The 18,440-nt window shown below is 44.5% G+C and carries 19 protein-coding genes; 7 read left to right on the top strand and 12 right to left on the bottom strand.

Annotated features, from left to right (window positions below; all coding sequences use genetic code 11):
* Positions 1 to 11: 11 nt before the first annotated feature.
* The 3 genes from HGD77_RS04800 to HGD77_RS04810 form a co-directional block, all read right to left on the bottom strand.
* Positions 12 to 338, bottom strand: coding sequence for a hypothetical protein (locus tag HGD77_RS04800; protein WP_005262326.1), 327 nt, complete (start codon positions 336 to 338; stop codon positions 12 to 14).
* A 134-nt stretch (positions 339 to 472) separates the two neighbouring features.
* Positions 473 to 1,234: a 3-oxoacyl-ACP reductase gene (locus tag HGD77_RS04805; RefSeq protein ID WP_005107495.1), complete on the bottom strand. Its 762-nt coding sequence runs from the start codon at positions 1,232 to 1,234 to the stop codon at positions 473 to 475.
* Positions 1,235 to 1,332: 98 nt separating this feature from the next.
* Positions 1,333 to 2,067, bottom strand: a complete 735-nt coding sequence (locus HGD77_RS04810) for a sulfite exporter TauE/SafE family protein (RefSeq protein ID WP_005262324.1) — start codon at positions 2,065 to 2,067, stop codon at positions 1,333 to 1,335.
* Positions 2,068 to 2,313: 246 nt separating this feature from the next.
* On the opposite strand from HGD77_RS04810, the gene HGD77_RS04815 reads away from it, so the two are divergent.
* A complete protein-coding gene (locus HGD77_RS04815; protein WP_005104632.1) occupies positions 2,314 to 2,526 on the top strand; it encodes a hypothetical protein in 213 nt (70 codons plus the stop codon).
* 87 nt (positions 2,527 to 2,613) lie between these two features.
* Here HGD77_RS04815 and rsmD read toward each other — a convergent pair whose 3' ends face one another.
* A complete protein-coding gene (gene rsmD, locus HGD77_RS04820; RefSeq protein WP_138742675.1) occupies positions 2,614 to 3,171 on the bottom strand; it encodes a 16S rRNA (guanine(966)-N(2))-methyltransferase RsmD in 558 nt (185 codons plus the stop codon).
* Between the two features lie 2 nt (positions 3,172 to 3,173).
* Entirely contained in the window at positions 3,174 to 5,225 is a 2,052-nt protein-coding gene (mrdA, locus tag HGD77_RS04825; RefSeq protein WP_138742674.1) for a penicillin-binding protein 2, read from the bottom strand.
* A 238-nt stretch (positions 5,226 to 5,463) separates the two neighbouring features.
* Between mrdA and HGD77_RS04830 the strand changes: the two genes are divergently transcribed.
* The 4 genes from HGD77_RS04830 to HGD77_RS04845 all read left to right on the top strand — a co-directional run bounded on the left by HGD77_RS04830 (position 5,464) and on the right by HGD77_RS04845 (position 8,400).
* Positions 5,464 to 5,982, top strand: coding sequence for a hypothetical protein (locus HGD77_RS04830; RefSeq protein ID WP_138742673.1), 519 nt, complete (start codon positions 5,464 to 5,466; stop codon positions 5,980 to 5,982).
* Positions 5,983 to 6,047: 65 nt separating this feature from the next.
* Positions 6,048 to 7,364: a membrane protein gene (locus HGD77_RS04835; RefSeq protein WP_004279487.1), complete on the top strand. Its 1,317-nt coding sequence runs from the start codon at positions 6,048 to 6,050 to the stop codon at positions 7,362 to 7,364.
* 75 nt (positions 7,365 to 7,439) lie between these two features.
* Positions 7,440 to 8,099, top strand: a complete 660-nt coding sequence (gene adk, locus HGD77_RS04840; protein ID WP_004279488.1) for an adenylate kinase — start codon at positions 7,440 to 7,442, stop codon at positions 8,097 to 8,099.
* Positions 8,100 to 8,187: 88 nt separating this feature from the next.
* Positions 8,188 to 8,400, top strand: a complete 213-nt coding sequence (locus HGD77_RS04845; RefSeq protein ID WP_138742672.1) for a hypothetical protein — start codon at positions 8,188 to 8,190, stop codon at positions 8,398 to 8,400.
* Positions 8,401 to 8,517: 117 nt separating this feature from the next.
* Here HGD77_RS04845 and nth read toward each other — a convergent pair whose 3' ends face one another.
* Both nth and HGD77_RS04855 read right to left on the bottom strand, forming a co-directional pair.
* Complete coding sequence (gene nth / locus HGD77_RS04850; protein WP_138742671.1) at positions 8,518 to 9,231, bottom strand: endonuclease III; 714 nt, start codon at positions 9,229 to 9,231, stop codon at positions 8,518 to 8,520.
* Positions 9,232 to 9,234: 3 nt separating this feature from the next.
* Positions 9,235 to 10,026, bottom strand: coding sequence for an RnfABCDGE type electron transport complex subunit B (locus HGD77_RS04855; protein ID WP_005104626.1), 792 nt, complete (start codon positions 10,024 to 10,026; stop codon positions 9,235 to 9,237).
* A gap of 348 nt (positions 10,027 to 10,374) precedes the next feature.
* Between HGD77_RS04855 and gdhA the strand changes: the two genes are divergently transcribed.
* Positions 10,375 to 11,718, top strand: coding sequence for an NADP-specific glutamate dehydrogenase (gene gdhA / locus HGD77_RS04860; protein ID WP_005262305.1), 1,344 nt, complete (start codon positions 10,375 to 10,377; stop codon positions 11,716 to 11,718).
* 70 nt (positions 11,719 to 11,788) lie between these two features.
* Here the strand turns inward: gdhA and HGD77_RS04865 are convergent, their stop codons facing one another.
* The 3 genes from HGD77_RS04865 to rlmH all read right to left on the bottom strand — a co-directional run bounded on the left by HGD77_RS04865 (position 11,789) and on the right by rlmH (position 14,059).
* Entirely contained in the window at positions 11,789 to 12,562 is a 774-nt protein-coding gene (locus HGD77_RS04865; RefSeq protein ID WP_168730723.1) for an META and DUF4377 domain-containing protein, read from the bottom strand.
* Positions 12,563 to 12,689: 127 nt separating this feature from the next.
* Positions 12,690 to 13,466: a DODA-type extradiol aromatic ring-opening family dioxygenase gene (locus tag HGD77_RS04870; protein ID WP_004646334.1), complete on the bottom strand. Its 777-nt coding sequence runs from the start codon at positions 13,464 to 13,466 to the stop codon at positions 12,690 to 12,692.
* A 110-nt stretch (positions 13,467 to 13,576) separates the two neighbouring features.
* Positions 13,577 to 14,059, bottom strand: coding sequence for a 23S rRNA (pseudouridine(1915)-N(3))-methyltransferase RlmH (gene rlmH, locus HGD77_RS04875; RefSeq protein ID WP_004646335.1), 483 nt, complete (start codon positions 14,057 to 14,059; stop codon positions 13,577 to 13,579).
* Positions 14,060 to 14,226: 167 nt separating this feature from the next.
* Here rlmH and HGD77_RS04880 point away from each other — a divergent pair, with 167 nt between their 5' ends.
* On the top strand, positions 14,227 to 15,159 hold the full coding sequence (locus HGD77_RS04880; protein ID WP_086043997.1) for a M28 family peptidase: 933 nt from the start codon (positions 14,227 to 14,229) through the stop codon (positions 15,157 to 15,159).
* A 72-nt stretch (positions 15,160 to 15,231) separates the two neighbouring features.
* Here HGD77_RS04880 and lon read toward each other — a convergent pair whose 3' ends face one another.
* Entirely contained in the window at positions 15,232 to 17,658 is a 2,427-nt protein-coding gene (gene lon, locus HGD77_RS04885) for an endopeptidase La (protein ID WP_138742669.1), read from the bottom strand.
* Between the two features lie 147 nt (positions 17,659 to 17,805).
* Positions 17,806 to 18,387 carry a 5-formyltetrahydrofolate cyclo-ligase gene (locus tag HGD77_RS04890; protein WP_005267045.1) on the bottom strand — a complete coding sequence of 194 codons (582 nt, stop codon included), beginning with the start codon at positions 18,385 to 18,387 and terminating at the stop codon, positions 17,806 to 17,808.
* Positions 18,388 to 18,440 lie beyond the last annotated feature (53 nt).

Genomic DNA, 18,440 nt, shown 5'->3' on the forward strand with positions numbered 1-18,440 from the left:
GATTGACAGACTTAAGATGCATTTTCAGAAGCGGGTAAAATTCCACCCAGATTTTGGCAGGCATCTTTATAAAGATCATATTGTTGCTCCACCACTTCATGCAGTGGCAGGTCAAACAGCTCTTCACCCTGACGATATTGCTTAATATAAGACTCGACTTTGGATTTGCTGCTATACAACATCTGCTGATAGTAGTCAGTCATACTGCTATGTGGCATTTGTGCGGTATCTACCTTGGCACAATGGAAATTTTGCAGTAATTGTTCTGATTTTTTCAAATCGCTGGACATACAACCTGCCAGCAGCAAGGTACTGAGCAATGTCGTGATAAATTTCATGGAAAGTAGACTAAAGGCTTTATGGGAGCGCACTATTGTAGAAGTAAAACCCGGTCACAAAACCTTTTTAATCTACCAAATGGTTAAAAAATAGAACAACAGAGTTTGAAAATCTAGGTCCATTCTCTAAACAACTAACCTTTGACCAAGCCGCCATCTACAATCAGGTTTTGTCCTGTGACAGCACGTGAATAAGGTGACAAAAACATCAGGATTGCAGCAGCAAATTCTTCTGGTGTAATTACGCGGCGTAAAGGCGTCGATTGAGCAATCAGGTCAAAGACAATGTCAGGTGTGGCCTTACTGGCATCCGTAGTTTGTAACAGGCCACCAGAGAGCATATTTACATTAATGCCATATTGTCCCAAGTCTTGCGCCGTGGTGCGGGTAAAGGCCAATAATGCTGCTTTGGCGGCGGTATAGTCATGATAAGGAACTACCGGATTTTGCACGAGGTTTGTACCAATATTCACGATCCGGCCGAACCCTGCCTGTTTCATGTCATCCAGTGCGGCTTGGGTGGTATTTAAAGCTGCCTGTACTGCACCGCTGAATTGCCGTTGCAACATGTCCCAAGTCAGCGTTTCTACTTTAGGGCGTGCATCGCCATTAAATTCAAATTCAATCAGTGCATTATTGACTACAGCATGAATTGCTTCGCCGAAATGATTTTTTGCCGCGGCAAATAAAGCGCGTACCTGATCAGCTTGAGTGACATCTGCCTGATAAATAAATACCTGCGCAGGATATTGCTGGGCAAGCTGTTCGGCTTGCTGCTGACTGCTATGATAGTTCACGACCACGCGCGCACCCTCAGCCAGTAAAGCCTGAGTAATGGCTAAACCCAGGCCACGCGCACCGCCAGTAACAAGAACGATCTGATCACGAATCTGCATAATGATGATCTATATTGCGAAAGATTGGCCTTAACATAGCAGTTATTTCACCGGATTCAAGCTTTAGCAGGGAAGACAGACTCGGCTTGATCTTGTGTTTAAATGAATTGGGATGCTAATAGAAAACAGCCTGCGCTAAAGAGTAAACTTAAGATCACACGTTTAAACAGTAATTCTGAAATTTTATAAAATAGCTTTGCACCTAAAATAGCCGGAATACTCACAAAAACAATCAGCAAGGCCAGATAGGGTAAATGACTTTGATTGATCAGACCTTGCCATAGATACGTACCCATCGTGAAAAGCTGAATTGCAAAATTAAAGTGCCGCAAAATATAGCGCTGCTGGGCTTTGGATAATTGTTTTAACATCACCCAGGCTGAAGGAATGGCACCGCAAAAACCGCCCAGTCCTCCTAATATCCCACCAATAAAACCGATGCAGCTATCAATCAATTTTCCTGAATGCTGGATCGTTTTGAATTGCGGATTGAATAGCATCACCGGACACCACAGCACCAGAAAAAATCCCAAGATTATCTTAAAGGTATCTGCTTGAATGACCTGCAACAGATAAGTACCAAGAGGCACGCCAATTAGACCAGCAACCAGATAAGGCAGCACCAACTGTCTGGATAAAACCGGCTGCTTTTGTTCCTGACTGAGTGAAATCACATGACTCCAGATCGAGGCAAATACCAGCAAAGGCGCGGCCAGTTGCGGAGGTAGTACCCAAACCCAGAAAGACATGGCGATTAGGGCAAAGGCAAAACCGGTTAGTCCCTGGACGAAACCTGCGACCATTGCACCAAGAATAAATAACAGCCAAGTCATAGAGATCAGGTCATAAGCAAAGGCAGCAGTATTCTCAAGATTTAAACAAAAGCCAAGCTTCTATTTAGCTGTATTTATGCAAATGAAAGTTAGAATTTTTATAAAAGCATGAAAGCTAAATAGGAAAAAAGACGTTTATGGTCATGTATAAAACATGCATAAATCTCTACAAGAGTGCAACAATGGCTCCGTTCAGTCTCCACGAACTCGCCTGATACTGACAGAGTGCAGTAAGAGGTGATGGACATGATGAAAAAAGTGATATTACTTTCTGTATTGGCCGTGTCATTAACCGGTTGTGTGGTTGATCCTTGGGATGATGATTATCGTGGCAACAGAGATCGTAATGGACATTATGATCGAGACCACAGAGATCATGACTGGAAAAATAAGGACCATAAAGATCATCGGGATTGGAAACGTGACCGAGATAACCGCGACTGGCGCCGTGATCGTTAATCACAGTCTTTAAATTTGACTGACTACAATGACAAAAAGGATTCCACTGAGGAATCCTTTTTTAATGTCTCTTCAAAACAATTTAAATCAAGAAATACTTTTTTGATAAAGCCCAGCACGAACTGTACCGGCTTTGGTATTTTTAATTAAACGCCATGAGGATGGCAATTTAAGCAATTGTAAATCACGATCTGCTTCTACATAAATATAGGCATTGTCCTTGATCAGAGGATCTGCCTTGAGCGCTAGTTCTTCCCATAAATCTAAGCTATATGGCGGATCTAGAAAAACCAGATCAAACTGTGTCTGAAGAGCGGGCAAGGCTTGCTGCGCCGTAGCCACTTTTAATTGTGCACGTGCTTTGGTGACTTTTAACAGTTCAAGATTTTGGGTCAGAAATTGTGCCTGAGTACGATCCGGCTCAATCATCACCATTGATGCAGCACCACGCGATAATGCCTCAAACGCTAATGCCCCAGAACCGGCACAAATATCCAACACCTGTGCATTTTGTACATCCCACATCAGCCAGTTAAACAGTGTTTCCCGAACACGGTCAGGCGTCGGGCGCAAACCCTCAATGCTGGCAAAAGGCAGTTGGCGGCGTTTCCAGTCACCACCAATAATTCGAAGCTGGTTTTTCATCTTTAATCTCGCTCTACCGGTGTCGGAGCAGGTGTTGCTGCGGGAGATGCAGCCGTATTTGCAGAAGTCGGAGCAGCATTGTCGGGCTGGTCACTGGCTGGAACGGCACTAGATGCTGCATCCTGACTCAACATGCCTGCACCACTTGGCAATTCAGCTGGCTTGATTCCGGCCGTCATCAGACCACCACTTAATTGGTGGCCTTGTGGGCGTACCGGATTTTTATCTTTATGCAGTAACCAGTAATCAAAAATTGGACGGGCCAGAGCCGTTGCGGCACTACCACCGCGACCATTTTCCAGAATAACTGCAATCGCAATTTCAGGATTTTCAGCAGGCGCAAAACCGACAAACAGACCATGATCCAGCTGACGATCGGTCAATAAGGATTCATTATAGCGCTTGCCCTGAGCAATACTTTTCACCTGTGCCGTACCGGTTTTTCCGGCAATAGAATATTGTAAGCCGCTTTTAATGCCTCGGCCTGTACCGGATTGAATTACGTCCACCATTGCATCACGCATCTTGATCCAGTCTTCTTCCTGACCATTAAAATCGATCTTGCCATGGGTGCCATTATGCATCTTGAACGGTTTGGCACCGCGACTTTCACGCAAAACATGGGGAATGACTTTATTGCCATGATTGGCAGTAATGGCTGTGGCCATAGCCAGCTGTAATGGCGTTGAAGTAAAAGCACCCTGACCAATACTGACAGAAATGGTTTCACCACGTGACCATTTGGCCTTGCGGGTACGCATTTTCCATTCCGGGTTTGGATACAGTCCTGAGCTTTCACTTGGTAAATCCACCCCGGTTTTTTCGCCAAAGCCAAACTGACGCATCCAGGTATTCATTTTTTCAATGCCCATGCGGTAGGACATGACATAGAAATAGGTATCACAGGAGACGACCTGCGCCTTATGCATATTCACTGCACCATGCCCGGATTTTTTATGGTCACGGAAACGGTGACTGTCTCCCGGCAGACTGAAATAGCCTGGATCAGAAATAGTGGTATCCCAGTCTACCAGCCCATGATGCAGACCACCGAGCGCAAACATTGGTTTGATAGTAGAGCCAGGTGGATAAACTCCTTGTACCGCACGGTTATATAAAGGTTGATCAAGGTTATCACGCAGGAATGAATAATCTTTGGTGCTGATCCCGGTCACAAACAGGTTCGGGTTAAAACTTGGACTAGATACCAGCGCCAGAATTTCCCCAGTTTTAGGATCCATCGCCACAATCGCGCCACGACGCCCAGCCAGTTGTTCTGAAGCTACCACCTGCAAACCGTAATCCAGTGACAGGAACAGATCATTACCACGCACTGGGTCTTTACGACCCAGATGACGCAGCACATTACCAAAGGCATCTGCTTCTACCGATTCATTTCCTGGCACACCATGCAGCAGCTCTTCATAGGATTTTTCCACACCGATTTTTCCGATCAGGTTGGTTCCAGCATAGAGATCCTTATCAATTGATTTCAGTTCTTTGTCATTAATCCGACCGACATAACCAATCACATGTGCGAACAGGTCACCATGCGGATAGTAGCGGGTCATCTGGGTTTCAATATTCACGCCCGGAAACTGATATTTCACTTCACTAAAACGGGCAATATCATTTTCGTTCAGATTGAGCTTGATTGAAACCCGTTCGGTTTTACGCGCTGTTTTAATCCGGGTTTGAAAGCGTTCAAGATCTTCTTCGGTCAGTTCCAGAATCGGTTTGAGGCGTTCGAGCGTCTGGTCGATATCCTGTACGTCAGCACGACTTAAAGTGGCAGTAAATACTGGATAGTTATCGGCCAGCAACACGCCGTTACGGTCATAAATATAACCACGCGCTGGCGGCAAAGGTTGTAGACGAATCCGGTTCTCATCAGAAGCTGTAGTAAAGCTTTCAAAGTTGAACAGTTGCAAATAGGCATAGCGGCTGACCAGCAGCAGCATAAAGAAAATGACAATCCCCATGGAAATCAAGACTCGACTGCGATAGATGCGCTTTTCTTGTTGTGCATTTTTTAAAGGAAAGTGCTGCTTCATACGCGATCGACTTAAGACCTGAGAGTGGTAGAAAAGAATCAAAGTGGAGTATTCTAACGCAACTGCACTTGATTTGATAATGAAAAACTGCCCTTACAATCAGTTCCTTTAAGCTTTGACTTTGCAGACATTAAAATTGTAAAGTGCTGTATATAAGAGTTGTGATAATTCTGCTAGAGTAAAATCTAATAAAAATAGGACTATACCAAAAACTATAATTAAGGAAGATGGTGAAGGAATGAACAAGGTTTACCCTTTGTTAGCGTTTGCATTGTGGGCGAACGGGGCTTATGCACATGATCAGATTAATAATACTGCAACCAAAATAGAGCCTGCTCAGGCAAAAGCCTTTAATGTGGGTGTTGGTTTTACCCAGAAATTACTGCATTTAAATACCGAATGGGTGAACCCTTATGGGATTGCTTATGTGAAAGGTGGTGTTTTTCTGGATGATGATCGTACGATTGGCGGTCAGGCAGGCTTTCGTTATCCTGCACATCTCACCGGTAAAGATAAAAATGGTTATTATGTCGGGGTTTATGCCGGTCATATCGACAGCAAACAGGTTGATGGCGAGTATGAAGGCCGTTTAGGTGCTAGTGTTGATTTGGCCTATGTTTTGCTTAGTTCAGAACGGATCAGCAGTTTTAGTATCGGGATCGGTGCCGGAGAGAAACTCGAAGACCGAAATGGTCGTGCTGTGGCTGAAACAGAACCCCGGCTACAATTTTCCTATACTTTAAGTATCGGTTTATAGACAAAATATTCGACCTTATTAATATGTGTATTCTGTGAACAAAAAATTAAATATGGAAGTTATGCATGCTTGAGTACGTCAACGAGTTGTGGCAAACCTTTGTAAACCGCCCGGATTTTTGGGCCGTGCTCAGCATTATTCCAGTGACTGCATTTGTAACCTGGGCTCACGTCTGGATGGCGCTGAAAATGGTCTTTTATCCGATTAATTTTTGGGGTTTCCATCTCGGGCCTTTACCTGTGGGCTGGCAAGGGATTGTGCCACGCAAAGCTGGACGTATTTCAGGCATTATTACCGATAACACACTGTCAAAATTAGGCTCTATCCGCGAATTTTTACAGGCGATGGATCCGGATGATATGGCACGCATCATTGGCGAGCAGGTCGGTTTCGAACTGGAACACCTGATTGATGAAGTGATGATGGATCGCAATGCGGTGCTCTGGGAAAACCTACCTTTTGCTATTAAGCGCAGAATTTATGCACAAGCACAAAAACAAATGCCGGCAATTTTGCGTGAATTAGTGACTGAGCTGACCATGAACGTCGAGTCACTTGTAGATATGCGTGAAATGGTAGTGAGCCAGATGGAAGGCGACCGTCGCTTGATGGTGCGTATGTTCCTGAAGGTGGGTCAAAAAGAGATCAATTTTATCTGGCATATCAGTGCCCTCATCGGGATGTTCTTTGGGATTTTCCAGATGATTGTCTGGTTTGTAGTGCCGTGGCACTGGACTGTACCGTTCTGGGCTGCGATCTGGGGCTTTTTGACCAACTGGATCGCGATCTGGATGGTATTCAACCCACTCTATCCACACCCAGTAAAGTACCCGCAATTCTTTGCCCGTACCACAAATCGCAAGTTTCCGTGGATTAAGCCGGTGATTCCTCGTATCGGCACCTATAACATACAAGGCGCATTTATGAAACGTCAGGATGAAGTCTCTGACGTCTTCGCAAGTGTAGTCACAGAAGACCTGATTACGTTAAAATCGATCATGACCGAGATGATGTATGGCGGCAGAAAAGACAAAACCCGCCGCATTATCAAACGTCATATTAATGAAATTATGGAAACACCCCTGGTTCGGACCTCTTTACAGCTGTCTTTAGGACCAAAAGAGTATGCAAAACTCAAGACGGACTTGATCGATCGCTCGATTGAAATTACGATGGTACCTGTATGCGACCCAGCATTTAATGCGAGCCGTGCACAGAAAATCTATCAAATGTTTAGAGACCGCATACGTGAGTTGACTCCGAAGGAGTTTCAGAATCTTTTACGTCCTGCATTTCAGGAAGATGAATGGATTCTGATTTTATTGGGTGGGGTAACCGGTTTTGTCGCGGGTTTAATCCATTTGTTTGTGGCTTTCTTATAATGAGATGTCGGGGGACACAATCGGGTGATTGTGGTCGTGGCGTCATACATATTGTTTAAATGAGGATGTTTATATATGCGCATTATCTTACTCGGACCACCTGGAGCAGGTAAAGGTACACAAGCTCAGTTGATCTGTAAGCGCTACAATATCCCACAAATTTCAACCGGTGATATGCTCCGTGCTGCAATTCGTGAAGGAACTGAATTAGGTCTACAAGCTAAAAGTGTCATGGACAATGGCGGTTTGGTTTCTGATGAGTTGATCATTGGTCTGGTGAAAGAGCGCATTGCGCAACCTGACTGTGTAAACGGCTGCATTTTTGATGGTTTCCCGCGTACCATTCCTCAAGCAGAAGCCTTGGAAAAAGAAGGCATTGCAATTGATCACGTGATTGAAATTGATGTACCAGATGAAGAAATCGTACAACGTCTTTCTGGCCGTCGTCAGCATCCTGCATCTGGCCGTGTCTATCACATCGTTTACAACCCGCCAAAAGTGGAAGGTAAAGATGACGAAACGGGTGAAGATCTGGTTCAACGTCCTGATGACCAGGAAGCAACCATTCGTAAGCGTCTAGGTTCTTACCATACTGAAACCGAGCAACTGGTTGGTTTCTACCAAGGCCGTGCAGCGTCTGGTGAAAATGCACCAACTTATGACAAGCTAAATGGTTTACGTCCAATCGATGAAGTTCAAACTGATCTTTTCGCGATTCTGGATCAGGCAAAATAATCGGCTGACGATGATTTTGACAATCGGAGAGCCCTAAGTCATATTAGGGCTCTTTTTTATTGCGTATTTGAACAGGGTACTTGTTGCTATGAAATTTGGCGTATTGGTGTTGATGGTAGTCTTTCTGGCAGTATTGGTAGGTCTGTTCTATTTCAGTTTTAAAATGCTCAACAAAGTACGTCAGGAAGAACGTGCGGAAAATGCAGCAAAGCGACCTGAGCGCCAGCTCCATCCAAAATTACAAGCTGAACTTGAACAGCGCAAGCAGCAGGAACAGGCTGAACAAGATCAGGATAAATAATCCATAATGCTTCAGCTCAACTAAGAATTTGGTTTAAACGAAAAGCAGAATTCTCAAAGTCGATAAAAAGGTGACACATTGGTCACCTATTTTTTATTCCAGCTTGATCGCGCCGTTCTATTCCGCAAGCTCAATATTTTTCACTGCAATCGGGCGGGCTGCGCCAAACTCGAATCGGTCCGGCCAGTTACACACATCGGATACCACACATTCATGACATTTTGGTTTACGCGCAATACAGGTATAACGACCGTGTAAAATCAGCCAGTGATGTGAATCAATGATAAATTCCTTGGGAATGACTTTGACCAGACGGTGTTCAACTTCCAGCACATTTTTACCTACCGCTAGTCCGGTACGGTTACCGACCCGGAAAATATGGGTATCAACCGCCATGGTCGGCTGACCAAAGGCCGTATTTAGCACCACATTCGCCGTTTTACGACCTACACCCGGCAGGGCTTCTAAGTCTGCACGATTGTCCGGTACCACGCTGTTGTGCTTCTGAATCAGTATCTCGCAGGCTTTAATCACGTTGACCGCTTTCGAGTTATATAAACCAATGGTCTTGATATATTCCTTCAAACCGTCCACACCTAGCGCATAAATTGATTCCGGTGTATTGGCGACTGGAAAGAGTTTGTCTGTGGCTTTGTTGACGCTGACATCGGTAGCTTGAGCAGAGAGCGTGACCGCGACCAGCAATTCAAAGGGATTGGAATAATTTAGCTCAGTTTTTGGGTTAGGCCGCTGTTCACGCAGGCGTTCAAAAAAGGTCTGAATCTGCTTTTTGGTCATGTTTTTAATGGGCTTGGCCTTTGCTGTGGTCATGTTCTATCCCTGTAAAGCCTGTAATTGCTGTGTCAGTTCTTCCAGTTGGGTGCGTTTTCGGGCATCTTCACGAACCGAAAGCTGTTTTTCCAGTTTTTTAATTTGGGTACGTAGTTTTGCCAGTTCAATCGTGGTCTTGGAATCGAAAGCTACAGGTGCATTCTCTGGCTTGCTCGCGACTTCAATCACAGGAAGTTGCTCATTTAAAGCAGAGAAACGGGCAAACAGGGCAGTATCAATTTCTGCACGGACCACAGGTCCCTTACGATCGGTACGCCGTTTTTCTTCACGCTGGATGTGCGCATAGTAACGCTGACGCAGATCATCCTGTTCCGCAAGACGCTGTGCTTCAGTCGGCAAGGGTTGTTGATCTTCAACCAAATCGATGCAGTCTACCGGACAGGGGGGAATACATAACTCACAGCCCGTACATAGATCGGTCAGAATGGTGTGCATCAGTTTACCGGAACCAATAATTGCATCGACCGGGCAGGCGCTAATGCATTTGGTACAGCCAATACATTCATCTTCACGAATTACGGCTTTGATGCGCTGAGGACGACCATCGGCTTGAACTGGCCAGACACTTTCTTCAGCTTGAAGTTTAGGACGATTTAATAATGCAGCCAAAGCATCGGCAACAGGCTGTCCGCCCGGCACACATTTATTGGCATTTTCCCCCTCAGTAATCGACTGGGCATAAGGTAAACATCCGTCACGGTGACCGCAGAGTCCACATTGGGTTTGAGGGAGTAAAGCGTCAATCGATTGGACCAGAGAAATGGGCGAATTCATGTATAACCAGCGTTACTCATGGCAAGCATGAGAGAGTAAGTGAAACAAAATATGTCGATTCATCAATTTTAACATATTTTTAAACTCCTAAGTCGTGCGCAATTAAGGGTCAACTTGTGCCTTATTATTAGGCATAAATCTGAATGTAAGTCTTGATTCGATTCGCATTTCCTGACATAGAAAAAATTTTCATAATCAATATAAATATTTGTTATCAAATTAATTTTAAAGTATTTTCAAAAAAGTATTGTAGATTAGTTACAAAAGATATTTAATATTTTGCGCCAAAATTTAACATTGATTGTAAATTTGACCAATTTTGATCCATTTTCTGCTGAGGATTAAGCGTTGAAATACAACACACTTAATGAGTTCCTAGATTACGTAAAATCACGTGATGCACATCAACCAGAATTTCTTCAAGCTGTAGAAGAAGTGATGACCAGTTTGTGGCCGTTCATTGAAAAGAATCCACAATACGCAGCACATGGTTTACTAGAACGTCTAGTTGAGCCAGAACGTGCGATCCAGTTCCGAGTTTCTTGGGTAGATGACCAAGGTCAGACTCAAGTAAACCGTGCGTTCCGCGTACAATACAACTCAGCGATCGGTCCATTTAAAGGTGGTATGCGTTTCCACCCTTCAGTGAATCTTTCAATCCTAAAATTCTTAGGCTTTGAGCAAACATTTAAAAATGCTTTAACCACACTTCCTATGGGTGGCGGTAAAGGTGGTTCTGATTTTGACCCTAAAGGCAAATCAGAAGGCGAAATCATGCGTTTCTGCCAGGCTTTAATGATCGAGCTGTATCGTCACCTTGGTGCGAACACAGATATCCCTGCAGGTGATATTGGTGTAGGCGGTCGTGAAGTGGGCTACATGGCCGGCATGATGAAAAAATTAAGTAACGACACGGCATGTGTATTCACTGGTAAAGGTTTAACTTTCGGTGGTTCATTGGCACGTCCGGAAGCAACGGGTTACGGTACTGTGTATTTCGCTGAGGAAATGCTTAAGTCTCGTGGCGAAAGCTTCAAAGATAAAGTCGTTGCGATTTCAGGTTCTGGTAACGTTGCGCAATATGCTGCTGAAAAAGCAATGTACCTCGGTGCGAAAGTGGTTTCACTTTCTGACTCTGCCGGTACAGTTCACGTTAAAGACGGTTTCACTGAGGCGCTTCTTGCTGAAGTCATGGAACTTAAAAATGTAAAACGTGGCCGTATTTCAGAATTCGCATCTAAACATGGTTTCGAATATCTTGAAGGACAACGTCCTTGGGGTATCAAGTGTGATATCGCATTGCCATGTGCAACTCAAAACGAACTGGATGCAGACGACGCTGCTAAGCTTCTTGCAAACGGTGTAATCTGTGTAGCTGAAGGCGCGAACATGCCTTCTACACTTGAAGCGGTTGAGAAATTCGTTGAAGCGAAAATTCTTTATGCGCCAGGTAAAGCATCAAATGCAGGTGGTGTGGCAACTTCTGGTCTGGAAATGTCTCAAAACGCATTGCGTTTAGGCTGGACTTTCGAAGAAGTTGATGAGCGCTTACACGCAATCATGAAAGAAATTCACCGCAATTGCGTAAAATTCGGTACTAAGGAAGACGGTACTGTGAACTATGTAGACGGTGCAAACATTGCTGGCTTCGTAAAAGTTGCTGATGCGATGCTTGCTCAAGGCGTATTCTAAGTCTGACTTAGTCTAAGCTGAAAAAACCGGGGCTGTTGCCCCGGTTTTTTTATATCTGGTATTTTTAGCCTTAAAGAGCACCCTTAACTAATTCACGCTCAACCGCCATATCAAAAATATAGGCATATTTCGATTGATCAGCTGCCGGATGCTTAATTTCAAAACGTTTGACCCGAATAATCTGCCGTTCATTTGGTGAATGCCGAAAACCTTCAATCTGATCATAGAATAAAGTCCAGTCCTTATCGACCTGAGTTTTCAGGCCATTCTGATCATATTTCACTTCTTTGACTTGCAAGCAGCTTTGTTGGGTTACGCCGGTACATTGTTTGGTATCGGGGGAAATTTCCAGAAAAATTGTTTCAGCCTGTCCTTGGTATTTGGTTTCCGGAGTCATTTTCCCGATAAATTCATAGGTTTGACCATTTGCGGCCATCAACGTCAGGGTCGGCTTGTCAGGATCTGTGGTATTGAGCGTAAAAGGAATGTCACGCTTCTGTAAAAGTTGGCTGACAAAACGTTCCTGCTCCATCAATGCTGCATCACAGGCCATTTCAGTGCCTATAACTTCGCTGGTGGTGATGATATTGTTTTTGACTGACCAGGTCGTCCCGAGTCCATTACAGCCCGTCACGGCGCTCAGCCGGCCTTGAGCGTTGAAACTCAGTACAACGGGTCGTTCTAGTCCACGATTCAGTTCCCAGTAATAGGCTGGAAGAATCTGATCTGCATTTTTTTGTTGGATGGTGGCCACCGCAAGATCTCCAGCTCGTTGAATATCCCTGGACTGACAGCCTGCAAAAGTTAAAGGCAATAATGCCAGCACAATAAATTTTAATTTCATGGACTTATAATGAAGTATATAAAGTTCAAACAATAATAATGGATGTATTGCAAAAAAATATGGATACATTTCGCAGCTTTGAGTTGCAAAATGTATCCATCATTAAGATTTTAGCGCTGAAGCAAGATTAATCGAAGCGGTAAATATCCATACCGAGTGAACCCATGGTGAAACTGCTATGTACCAGACTAAAACGCTGACCTGTGCCCATCGCAAAGAAAATCGGAGCAAAATGTTCCAGCGTTGGATGATTCCGTGCCATATGCGGAATATTGGACCAGTCCAGTACAGCATCATAATCATTGTGCGTCAGTTTATGCACCACAAAATTACGGAAGCCTGAGGCCCATTCGGGTACATCAGCAGCCGATCCATCCCAAGACAGTTCACGTAAATTATGGGTAATACTGCCCGAACCAATTAGCAGGATTTGCTGTTCACGTAAAGGTGCGAGACTTTGACCAATCTGATAAATCTCATCCGCACTCATCGACATGGGTAAGGAAATTTCTACCACGGGAATGTTGGCATCTGGATACATATGTAGCAGCGGCATCCATACACCATGATCACGCGGACGAGTACTGTTGGCATGTGCAGAAAAGCCGGCATTGGCCAGCAAGCCTAAGACTTTCTCGGCCAATTCAGGATTTCCCGGTGCAGGGTAGCGTAATTGATAAAGTTCAGGCGGGAAACCACGAAAATCATGCCAAGTTTCTGGGCGAATTGCGCTACTGACTTCCAACGCATCACTTTCCCAGTGCGCGGACATCACAATAATCGCTTCCGGGCGTGGCAGATTTTCGCTCAAACGATGCAAGGCAGGACCCACTTGCTCAGGATTCAGCGCCAGCATAGGAGAGCCATGAGAAATAAATAAGCCGGGCAACGTTTGTAAGTTCATAAGTCAAACCACATCTGGAAGATGCCTCAATAATGCATGAAAAATAGAAATAAGAGCAGAAGAGATTATTCAACAAAACGTTGCATATAAAGAACGCTTCAGCAAAATCATTAGCCTGCTCGGTGATAAGGATGGTTGTTATTGATGCTCATGGCACGATAAAGCTGCTCGATCAGCATCACACGTACCAGAGGATGCGGCAGAGTTAACTTGGAAAGTGACCAGTGCCATGCAGCAGCTTTACGCACGGCTTCTGAGTGACCATCCGGTCCACCAATTGCAAGTGCTACATCATTGCCTTCCAGCATCCAGCCTTTCATGGTTTCAGCCAGTTTTTCGGTACTGAATTCACGTCCGCCCACTTCTAGTGCAATCAGGGTTTCATTCTGCTTGAGCGCATTTAAAATGCTGTCGCCCTCAATATTGCGGTATTTCAGAATATCCGCTTCAGAATCATTTTTCCCGCGCTTGGCCATCGGCAGTTCAATAATCTGGGTCTGTACAAAAGGCTGAATACGTTTGAAATAATCTTCAAAACCAGTCAGCACCCACGCTGGCATTTTTTGACCAATGGTCAGGATACGGATTTTCATACAGACAGATCAATAATTGGATACCTCATTATAACGATCAAACAACATGAAGTTGAGCAGGGAAACAAATTGAAATTGAAATGAGAGATTTAGTGTTGCTTTAATGTCCTTAGTTCAAGTATCCGCTTGATAAAGGAATGGAATAATAATAAATGCGGAACAGTGTCATGATAAAAGGATGTTGTACTGTGCTGCTGTTACTGATAGGCCTCATGGGGCCTAGTCTCTGTGCAGCCAATTCGAGCAAAAATGCTCAGGTCTCTCATCTGGAATTATTTTTTAGCCAGATCATGAGTGTCGATGAATACCGAAATTATAAAAATCTAAAAGAGCTGAATCGGGTATCTGCCTGGATCAAAGGGCAGATGCAGCGCTTTGGTATTCCATGCCAGTTTCAGGTTTATGTGGTCAATAACCTGAGTTACCGAAATGTCATCTGTAGCTTGGATACTCAAGCCAAAACCAAGATGGTGATGGGGGCACATTATGATGTCTTTAGTGCCCGAAACGGTGCTGATAATAATGCCTCAGGGGTAGCGGGTTTACTGGAAACTGCAAGATTACTGGCCCTGCAAAAATCCAAGCTCAAACATGATGTCGAATTTGCTTTCTATACGCTTGAAGAGCCGCCTTTTTTCAAGACAGAACATATGGGCAGTTATATGCATGCCAAGTCTTTAAAAAAGCAGAAGCAGAAAATTGAGGGCGTGGTGATTCTGGATTCGATTGGTTATTTTGATGAACATCAGGTGCAGAGCTATCCGGTGGGATTAAAATGGATTTATCCACGACATGGCAATTTCATTGCAGCCATTGGGCATTTAGCCTCAACTGGCCTGACTGGAGATTATTGTGATGCCATGCAGCGTTTTAACCGTCTGGAATGTCAACGCTTTGTCAGCCCAAGTTTTGCTCAGGATATGAATTTCTCGGGCTATCTGAATTATGCCAAATTCAACTATTCGACCATGCTGATTACCGATACTGCGAGTTATCGTAATCCTTATTACAATACCGAATTGGATACCCTCGACAAGCTTGATCTGAACAAGATGACTCATGTGATTGATGGATTGGTTACGATGGCACTACAGCCATAATTCAGTTGTTTTATTCAATAACTCAATAAAAAACCCTGCCGAAGCAGGGTTTTTTATACGAAACATCAAGTCTTAATGACGCGCTGCTTTCGCTTCTTCTTTGGTTTTCACAATTGGTGCTTTAACCAAGGCTTTTGGCAAAGAGGTCAGTGCCAGCGGTAAAATCTCATCAATCGATTTTACGGCTTTAATTTCTAGACCTTCTTTGACATTTTCTGGAATTTCCGCCAGGTCACGTACGTTTTCCTGTGGAATGAATACCAGCTTGATGCCACCACGATGGGCTGCCAAAAGTTTCTCTTTCAAGCCACCGATACGCAGCGCACGACCGCCCAGACTGGTTTCACCTGTCATCGCGATATCCGGACGAATCGGGATACCCGTGAAAGCAGATACCAGTGCTGTAGTCAAAGCCAAACCTGCCGATGGACCATCTTTCGGTGTTGCGCCTTCAGGTAAATGCACATGCACGTCGGTTTCTTCAAAGCGCGAGGCTTCGATGCCGAGTTCATCCGCACGGGTACGCACCACAGTCATTGCAGCAGTAATCGATTCTTTCATGACATCGCCAAGAGAACCGGTGGTAATGAACTTGCCTTTACCTGGTACTGCTGCAACTTCAATGGTCAGTAATTCACCACCAACAGAAGTCCAAGCCAGACCATTTACACGGCCGATTTGCGCTTCTTCTTCCGCCATACCGTAGTCAAATTTATGTGGACCTAAGTATTCTGGAAGATTCGCTGCGGTCACTTCAACCTGAAGGTTTTTAGATTTCTTGCTAACAGCCTCTTTCACCACTTTACGTGCAATTTTTGACACTTCACGTTCAAGGTTACGAACACCGGCTTCACGCGTATAACGACGCACGATGTCACGAATTGCTTCTTCATGCACGGTCAACTCTTTGGCACGTAGACCATTGTTCTTGATGGCTTTAGGAACAAGGTAGCGGTCCGCAATATTGACTTTCTCTTCTTCGGTATAACCCGGAAGACGAATTACTTCCATACGGTCTAGCAGGGCCTCAGGAATGTTCATGCTGTTTGCGGTACAGATAAACATTACTTCAGACAGGTCCAGATCAAGATCCAGATAGTGATCGCTGAACTTGTTGTTCTGTGATGGATCAAGTACCTCAAGCATCGCAGAAGCCGGATCGCCACGGTAGTCTTGCGCCATCTTGTCGATTTCATCGAGCAAGAATAACGGGTTTTTTACGCCCACTTTAGTCAATGACTGCACAATTTTACCTGGCATCGCACCGATATAGGTACGACGGTGACCGCGAATTTCCGCTTCATCACGTACGCCGCCCAGCGCCATACGCACGAACTCACGACCAGTTGCTTTAGCAATTGATTCACCGAGTGAAGTTTTACCGACACCTGGAGGACCAACCAAACACAGAATCGGACCACGCAATTTTTTCACACGAGACTGAACTGCCAGATATTCCACAATGCGATCTTTGACATCGTCCAGACCATAGTGGTCTGCATCCAGAATTTCCTGTGCTTTGTTCAGGTTAATGCTGACTTTGCTGGCTTTATTCCACGGTGTATCTAGAATCACTTCCAGATAGTTGCGTACCACAGCAGCTTCACTCGAAGCAGGCTGCATCGCTTTCAGCTTGCGGAACTCGTTTTCAGCTTTCTTGCGTACATGCTCAGGCAAATCTGCTTCAGCAAGACGTTTTTCAATTTCAGCGACATCATCTTCCGCGCCGCCGTTCATATCAGAAAGCTCGCGCTGAATGACTTTCATTTTTTCATTCAGGAAGTATTCGCGCTGGTTCTTTTCCATCTGACGTTTAACAGAGTCATGCAGGGTTTGCTCAATCTGTTGTTCTTCAGACTGTTGCAATAGATAAGTCATCAACTCAGTCAAATGCGCTTCGAATTCGTCATGTTCCAGGAATTTCTGTTTGACATCAATATTCAATGGAACACGGGTTGCGACGAAGAACAATAACTGTAATAGATCTTCAATTTTGTTGGCTGCGGTGATCAGTTCACGCGCATTACGAAGTTTCGCTTCTGCATATTGAGCGAAAAGCGCACGTAATTCCTGCAAGCGCACAGCTTGGGTGTCTGCATCGACGCTCACCGTCATTGGGCTGAGTTCATGCTCTGCTGTCAGATACTCAGTTTCGTCAATGATGGTTTTCAGCTTGGCACGGTGTAGGCCTTCGATCAGGACTTTAATACAGTTTTCATCATTTTCGTGATTCACAACTTGCACAATCTTCGCGACAGTACCGTATTGATATAAATTGTCGTGATCAATTTCTTCTGTAAGCGAATCTTTTTGCGCAACTACAAATACTAGATTGTCACTGTTACGAGCCACATCAACTGCATTGATCGATTTTTCACGACCGACAAACAGCGCAATTTGCATATGCGGATAAACCACCACATCACGCAACGCCAAAAGGGGTAGTACACTTGGAACCTGAGGCTCTAAGGTTTCTTGATTCATAATAATTTCAGACATGAGCACTCCTAATGAGTGACAACGGTGTTGCCATGCTTTTAATAGTGATGGGTAATTTTAAAAATACAAGGGCAGTTAAGATTAAATTGTATGAAAAATGACTAATTATGTGATTTTAAAGTAGTTAGCAAGGGTAAAATTGCAAAATTAACGTTTGAATTTTATAAAAACTGTCGGGGTGATTAAAGCATCAAGGGGCTGATCCCATGTTTCACGTTTTAACGGCTGTGCCAGCAGTTGAAAGTCATGCGCCAGCCCCAGACGGAATGGACGCCCAGGTGCAGAAGCCAAGGTACGATCATAAAAACCGCCGCCCATACCAATCCGTGTGCCCGAAGTATCACAGGCCAATAGTGGCATGAGCAATAAATCCAGTTTGGAAACATGTACACCACGGGTGCTCATGGGCTCTCGCATACCCAGCCGATGATGGGCAAAGCGCTTGTTATGGTATTGGTGCTGGGTGATCCGGATCCAGACCAGCTGCTGATTCATGTCGCAAATCGCTGGTAGATACACCTGTTTGCCCAGTTTAAAGCAGCGTTCAATAATCGCCTGGGTCTGAATCTCCCCAAAAGCATGCAAATACAGGCCAATACGTTGGGCATGAATAAATTCTGGACTGCGGATCAGACGGTTTAGAACTTTTTGTGCGGATTGCCTTTGCTCAAATTTAGAGAGATGACGACGCGTTTTACGAAGGTATCTTCTTAATTCCTGAATGGTCATAGGGCAAAAAGCATATGCAACAAATTTGTGCTCTAGTCTAAGTGGGAATTCTG

Source organism: Acinetobacter sp. NEB149, from assembly GCF_012516415.1.
Lineage (GTDB): Bacteria > Pseudomonadota > Gammaproteobacteria > Pseudomonadales > Moraxellaceae > Acinetobacter > Acinetobacter lwoffii_V.

What these genes read in the sequence shown, in the direction of transcription:
- HGD77_RS04800 (WP_005262326.1), bottom strand. Translation starts at nt 338, where the DNA reads ATGAAATTTATCACGACATTGCTCAGTACCTTGCTGCTGGCAGGTTGT.
- HGD77_RS04805 (WP_005107495.1), bottom strand. Translation starts at nt 1,234, where the DNA reads ATGCAGATTCGTGATCAGATCGTTCTTGTTACTGGCGGTGCGCGTGGC.
- HGD77_RS04810 (WP_005262324.1), bottom strand. Translation starts at nt 2,067, where the DNA reads ATGACTTGGCTGTTATTTATTCTTGGTGCAATGGTCGCAGGTTTCGTC.
- HGD77_RS04815 (WP_005104632.1), top strand. Translation starts at nt 2,314, where the DNA reads ATGATGAAAAAAGTGATATTACTTTCTGTATTGGCCGTGTCATTAACC.
- rsmD (WP_138742675.1), bottom strand. Translation starts at nt 3,171, where the DNA reads ATGAAAAACCAGCTTCGAATTATTGGTGGTGACTGGAAACGCCGCCAA.
- mrdA (WP_138742674.1), bottom strand. Translation starts at nt 5,225, where the DNA reads ATGAAGCAGCACTTTCCTTTAAAAAATGCACAACAAGAAAAGCGCATC.
- HGD77_RS04830 (WP_138742673.1), top strand. Translation starts at nt 5,464, where the DNA reads ATGAACAAGGTTTACCCTTTGTTAGCGTTTGCATTGTGGGCGAACGGG.
- HGD77_RS04835 (WP_004279487.1), top strand. Translation starts at nt 6,048, where the DNA reads ATGCTTGAGTACGTCAACGAGTTGTGGCAAACCTTTGTAAACCGCCCG.
- adk (WP_004279488.1), top strand. Translation starts at nt 7,440, where the DNA reads ATGCGCATTATCTTACTCGGACCACCTGGAGCAGGTAAAGGTACACAA.
- HGD77_RS04845 (WP_138742672.1), top strand. Translation starts at nt 8,188, where the DNA reads ATGAAATTTGGCGTATTGGTGTTGATGGTAGTCTTTCTGGCAGTATTG.
- nth (WP_138742671.1), bottom strand. Translation starts at nt 9,231, where the DNA reads ATGACCACAGCAAAGGCCAAGCCCATTAAAAACATGACCAAAAAGCAG.
- HGD77_RS04855 (WP_005104626.1), bottom strand. Translation starts at nt 10,026, where the DNA reads ATGAATTCGCCCATTTCTCTGGTCCAATCGATTGACGCTTTACTCCCT.
- HGD77_RS04865 (WP_168730723.1), bottom strand. Translation starts at nt 12,562, where the DNA reads ATGAAATTAAAATTTATTGTGCTGGCATTATTGCCTTTAACTTTTGCA.
- HGD77_RS04870 (WP_004646334.1), bottom strand. Translation starts at nt 13,466, where the DNA reads ATGAACTTACAAACGTTGCCCGGCTTATTTATTTCTCATGGCTCTCCT.
- rlmH (WP_004646335.1), bottom strand. Translation starts at nt 14,059, where the DNA reads ATGAAAATCCGTATCCTGACCATTGGTCAAAAAATGCCAGCGTGGGTG.
- HGD77_RS04880 (WP_086043997.1), top strand. Translation starts at nt 14,227, where the DNA reads ATGATAAAAGGATGTTGTACTGTGCTGCTGTTACTGATAGGCCTCATG.
- lon (WP_138742669.1), bottom strand. Translation starts at nt 17,658, where the DNA reads ATGTCTGAAATTATTATGAATCAAGAAACCTTAGAGCCTCAGGTTCCA.
- HGD77_RS04890 (WP_005267045.1), bottom strand. Translation starts at nt 18,387, where the DNA reads ATGACCATTCAGGAATTAAGAAGATACCTTCGTAAAACGCGTCGTCAT.